Source organism: Nitrosomonas sp. JL21 (assembly GCF_009833095.1).
Taxonomy (GTDB): Bacteria; Pseudomonadota; Gammaproteobacteria; order Burkholderiales; family Nitrosomonadaceae; genus Nitrosomonas.
Genome location: NZ_QRCB01000085.1, coordinates 1 through 1,313, shown reverse-complemented (window position 1 = coordinate 1,313; position 1,313 = coordinate 1). Strand labels below are relative to the sequence as shown.

Sequence of the window (1,313 nt, the reverse complement as noted above, 5' to 3'; positions counted from 1 at the left end):
GCTTTCCTTTCGTTCAAGGGCAGCGCTGGCAGACAATGTGGCACAGGTCAATATGTGCTCGACCTCATACAGCCGGGCGAGTTCGTGGGGTGTATTGACAACAACCTGACTTTCAATTTCATCATAGAATTGATCTGACCATTCAAACCACCGGCGAAGTTTATATTCATTTTTCGGTGAAACCACATAATCGCCGATAAGCCGTCTCATCTTGTATTCCAGATCTCGAATATTTATATCCCGGCCTGTTTTTGTAAACCTTTCATTGCGCTGTTTTTCTATATATTGAACCTGCCGGTCATCCATTTTTATTTTCGAATCAAATGAAATGCTTTTAATTGCTTGTTCGGCAGCAATCTCTCCAAAAACCAGGGCTCCTGTCAGATGCTGCCTTGGAACGCAGGCCGTATCGCCGGCGGCATAAAGGCCGGGCAGATCTGTCTCAGCTTTTTCATTAACAACAATACCCGTTGTGCCATGGCCACCGCAAAGCTGACATTCAGTGTATCCCAGCTCAATGTCATTCTTATGAAAATCAATTCCGCGATTTTTAAAGAACCGCTCCTGCACGGGCCTTTCCGTACTGAATAAAAGATGTTGAATTTCATCAATCACCTCTGTTTTCAAGTGACTCAATTTTACCCTGAGAGGCCCTCTTCCCGTTTCAATGGCATTGTCCATGGGAGATTCATCGTTGGCATAATTATTTTTATCCATGACAATGTTATTTAAAACATCCTGAACCTGTGCACCTCGAGTAATGGCAACTGCCATAAGCGGCATATTTGAATCTTTTACGTGAATAAACCGATGGGTGTGCTCCATACCCGTAACGCCCGCTCCAGCGCGGTAAGCCATGGCATAACCATCACCCGTGTTCCCGGGAAAATCAAATGTTCCAAAGAGATGGCCTGAGTTGGGAAGTGTGAACCGGGCAGTACCGCCTGAAGCAAGAATGACGGCTTTTGCCTGGCACACAACCAGCCCTCCTGTTCGGACATTAAGCCCTATGGCCCCGGTCACTCGCCCTTCTTCCTTGAGAAGCTCTATCCCCATTACCCGATTTATATCAATTACCCCGAGATCTTTTGCCCTGCGAGACATCATTACCTTAAGATTGGGTTCATCCATACCCGTAAGGAATGCGCCTTTACTGTGATATTGCAGGGTAAGGTAGTTACCACTCTTATCAAGGGGGAAATTAACGCCCCAGCCTTCAAGTTTTTTTAAAAGGTCAAAGGATCGCCGTGCCATTTCATAGCTGGGAGCGGCATCAAGAATTCCATGGCAGGCAGTTGTATTCACCTCCACAT

General features: G+C 46.2%; 1 protein-coding gene. It reads right to left on the bottom strand.

Annotated elements, in window-relative coordinates; genetic code table 11:
• A partial coding sequence (locus ABF87_RS14620) for an FAD-binding protein (protein ID WP_160829849.1) occupies window positions 1-1,313 on the bottom strand: 1,313 nt, incomplete at both ends.